The organism is Mesorhizobium sp. M2A.F.Ca.ET.039.01.1.1 (genome assembly GCF_003998035.1).
GTDB lineage: Bacteria > Pseudomonadota > Alphaproteobacteria > Rhizobiales > Rhizobiaceae > Mesorhizobium.
In genome coordinates this window covers 1-3558 of the sequence record NZ_RZRY01000648.1, presented here as the reverse complement: position 1 = coordinate 3558, position 3558 = coordinate 1, and the positions used below count along the sequence as shown (strand labels likewise).

Here is a 3558-nt window from a genome sequence, read left to right as displayed (position 1 = left end):
GGCCGGGCTATGGGCGTAATTTTTCCCTTCTCCCCTTGTGGGAGAAGGTGGATGGGCGCGCAGCGCCGAGACGGATGAGGGGTGTTCCAGCGGAGTGAGACGTCGGCGTTCCCTGGAACACCCCTCATCCGGCCGCTGCGCGGCCACCTTCCCCCACAAGGGGGGAAGGAAAGGTCCAGCTACTTCACCGAGCCGGCCGTCATGCCCATGATAAGGTAGCGCTCGAGCGCGATGCCGATGATCGCCAGCGGCGCGATCGCCGCCGTTGCAAGTGCGGCCATCGACCACCAGTTGATGCCTTGCGAGCCGGTCTGGCTCGCCACCATGACGGGGATGGTCTTGGCGTCGGTCGAGGTCAAAAGCGCGGCGAAGAAATACTCGTTCCAGCACAGCACCATCGCCAGGATGAAGGCGGCGACCATGCCGGGCAGGGCGATCGGCATGACGATGCGGAAGAAGGCGCCCCAGATCGACAGCCCGTCAACCAAAGCCGCTTCCTCCAATTCGACGGGAATGGAGTTGAACTGGTCGCGCATGATCCAGATCACGATCGGCAGCACCATCAGCGTGTAGAGCAGCACGAGCCCGATGCGCGTGTCGAGGAGGGCGACTTCGCGATAGAGCACAAGGAAAGGGAGCGCCAGCACGACCGGCGGCAGGATCAGCTGCGACAGGAAGAAGAAGGAGATGTCCTCGTTCCTGAACCAGGCGAATTTGTAGCGGTAACGGACAAGGCCATAGGCGGCGAGGCTGCCGATGATGATGGCGAGAGCCGACGCGCCGACCGAGGTGATGACCGAGTTCATGAAGCGCTTGAAGAATTCGTCGCGCACGGTCGACGTCTGGAATATCGAATCCGGCGACAGGCCGAGCGAGCGCCAGCCCTTCCAGTCGGGCGTGAAGTCGACGAAGGGAATGAGATGGCCTTGCGTGACGTCGACCGCCGATTTGAACGAGGTGGTGATCGTCCAGTAGATCGGGAACAGGCACACGAATGCCCAGAAGACGAGCGCGCCATAGATGAAGACGCGGCTGGTGATGAAGGCCGCTGGCGAGCGGATTTCGGAAACGGTGTAGTCGGTGGTCTGGACGCTCATGATGCCGCTCAGTTGACGTTGCGCACGAAGCGACTGGCGACTTTCAGCAGCCAGGTCACGAACACGACGATGATGATCAGATAGGCCATGGCGAGCATTGTGCCGTAGCCGACATTCGACCGGTCGCGATATTCGCGGTAGATGAAGCTCGATACGGAATCGGTAGCGCCGCCGGGGCCGCCCGAGGTCAGCGTGATGATGATGTCGGCGAGCTTCAGCTTGAAGATGATGCGCAGGATGACGGCCGTCACCGACACTGGCAGCATGAGCGGAAAGGTAACCTGCCAGAAGGTCTGCCACGCGGTCGCGCCGTCGACGCGGGCGGCTTCAAGCACCTCGCGCGACATCGCCTGCAGGCCGGCAAGCAGCATGATCATCATGAACGGGATGAAGGTCCAGGCGTCGAGCATCATGATCGAGATGCGGGCTGTGATCGGATCGGAGAAGAAGGCGGGATTGTCCCAGCCGAGATGGCGCGCCAGCGTCGCCGCCGGGCCGAAGCGGTATTCCATCAGCGATTTGCCGACCATCCAGGACACCGCGACCGGTGACAGCATCAGCGGCAAAAGGAAGACGACACGGAAGAATTTGCGGGCGCGGATCTGCGCGTTGAGCAGCAGCGCCAGGCCGAAGGCGACGACATATTCGACCAGCACCGCAAGCACATAGAGCACCATGTTGAGCAGCGCGTTGCGGTAATAGGGGTCGGCCAGCATCTGCCAGAAATTGTCGAGGCCGTTGAACCTGCGTCCCGTAAACGAACTGAGGTTCCAGTCGGTCAGCGCGATGTAGAAGCCGAACAGGGTCGGGAAGATCACCATGGCGATGGTGAAAAGCAGCGCCGGCAAAAGGAACAGCGCGCGCTGCCCGTCCTCGCCGCGCGTCAGCACCTGCCAGGCACCGAGTGCTGCACCCCACAGGATGTAGGCATAGATCACTGGCCGCCAAGTGTCGAAGCCGACCGTGGACATCTCGGTCTTGTAGAGGATCTGCACGACGATGATCGTCAGCAAGCCGAGCGTGGCTGCGGCCAGCAGGCCCCAGCCGAGGCGCTTGCGGCCTGCCGGGATCAGGTCGGCCGGATTCGCCGGCCACGCATTCGCGGTCGAAGTCTGCTCAGCCACGCTTCTCGCCTCTTCGAGTCAGCCTAAATATGCGGCCCGGCGACGAGGTGTCGCCGGGCCGCGAGTTGGTCGAGACAGCCTACATGCCGAGCGAGGCTTTGTAGAGCTTGACCTGGTTTTCGCGTCCGATCTGGTCGGTCAGCTTTTCCCAGGCAGCGGCGATGGCGTCGGCGCCTTCCTGTGCCTTCATCTTGCCGGCGAAGGTGTTGGCAAGGATGTCCTCGGCGGCGCTGTAATACTGAAAGATGCCGGGGATGCGCGGCTCGATCGCCGCGTTCGGATGGTTGTAGCTGTCGGCTTCGGACTTCAGGTACGAGCTGATGAACGCCTCGTCATAGCCGGCCGCCACCCATTCCGGAATGTTGAAATGGCTGTTCCGATAGGGCTGGAAGCCGGAAGGATAGGCCGCGCACCACAGCGACAGATCCTTGCCGCCGAGATGCGCGGCGGCCGACCATGCGGCCTTCTTCTTCTTCTCGTCGGAATCGACGCGGGCCATGACATAGACGCCCCAGCCGAGATAAGCGCAGTTCGGCGCATAGTTCGGGCCGCTGGCGAGCTTGTCCCACTTGCCGGTCTTGGAGTTATAGACGTCGTCGGAGCCCGGCAGGATTGAGAAGCCGGTGACGTCGCCGATGACCGAGGAGTCATTGGTCTTCACGTTCGAGCCAACGTCGCCCCACCAGGGGATCATCGAGCCGGTGCCGGCCAGGAACTGCTGGAAGGCGGTCGTGTTCGGATCGGCGTTGATCTGATCGGCCGGTTCGGACGGCAACGCATCGATGACGTCCTGGATGGCGCGCACCCAGGCCGGATTGTTGACGCGCGGCTTCATCGTGTCGGCGTCGAACAGCCAGGCCTTGTCATCGGGATGCTTGGCATAGGCGGTGGCGCGGCTGCCGAGGAAATAGAAGCCGAAACCGCCCCAGGGCTTGGGCGCGTCGAGATAGCCATAGATGTCCTGGCCCTTGAATTTCTTGCCCTTCAGGAACTTGGTGACGGCCTGCACCTGCTGCCAGGTCTTCGGCACGCCCCACTCCGCAAGGCCTGCCTTGTCGCCGCTGTCCGCCTTCCAGGCTGCAGCCAGCTCGGAGTCGGAGAACACGTCGGTGCGGTAGTTGAAATTGTGCGCGTCGCCGTCGATGGTCACGCGATACTGCTTGCCGTTCCAGGTGCCGACCGGCGGCTTGAGATAGTTGACCAGGTCGTCGAAGTCGATCTGCTTCTTGACCCAGTCGGGCATTTCCGAGGTCAAGCCCTTGCCGCAGACATCGCCTTCAAAGGGCGCGCCCATCTCGATGACGTCGAAGTCAACGGTGCCGGTGGCGATCGACTGC

At 62.5% G+C, this 3558-nt stretch carries 3 protein-coding genes; all 3 read right to left on the bottom strand.

All coding sequences use genetic code 11. The annotated features are described in order from the left end of the window. Positions 1-179 precede the first annotated feature (179 nt). A complete protein-coding gene (locus tag EOA24_RS31110) occupies positions 180-1097 on the bottom strand; it encodes a carbohydrate ABC transporter permease (RefSeq protein WP_042644446.1) in 918 nt (305 codons plus the stop codon). Positions 1098-1105: 8 nt separating this feature from the next. Next, the gene (locus EOA24_RS31105; protein WP_126082443.1) at positions 1106-2221 is read right to left on the bottom strand and encodes a sugar ABC transporter permease; all 1116 of its coding nucleotides are present in this window, start codon (positions 2219-2221) and stop codon (positions 1106-1108) included. 79 nt (positions 2222-2300) lie between these two features. Beyond that, positions 2301-3558 (bottom strand): sugar ABC transporter substrate-binding protein (locus tag EOA24_RS31100; protein WP_127410447.1); only part of this gene is annotated, 1258 nt, incomplete at its 5' end.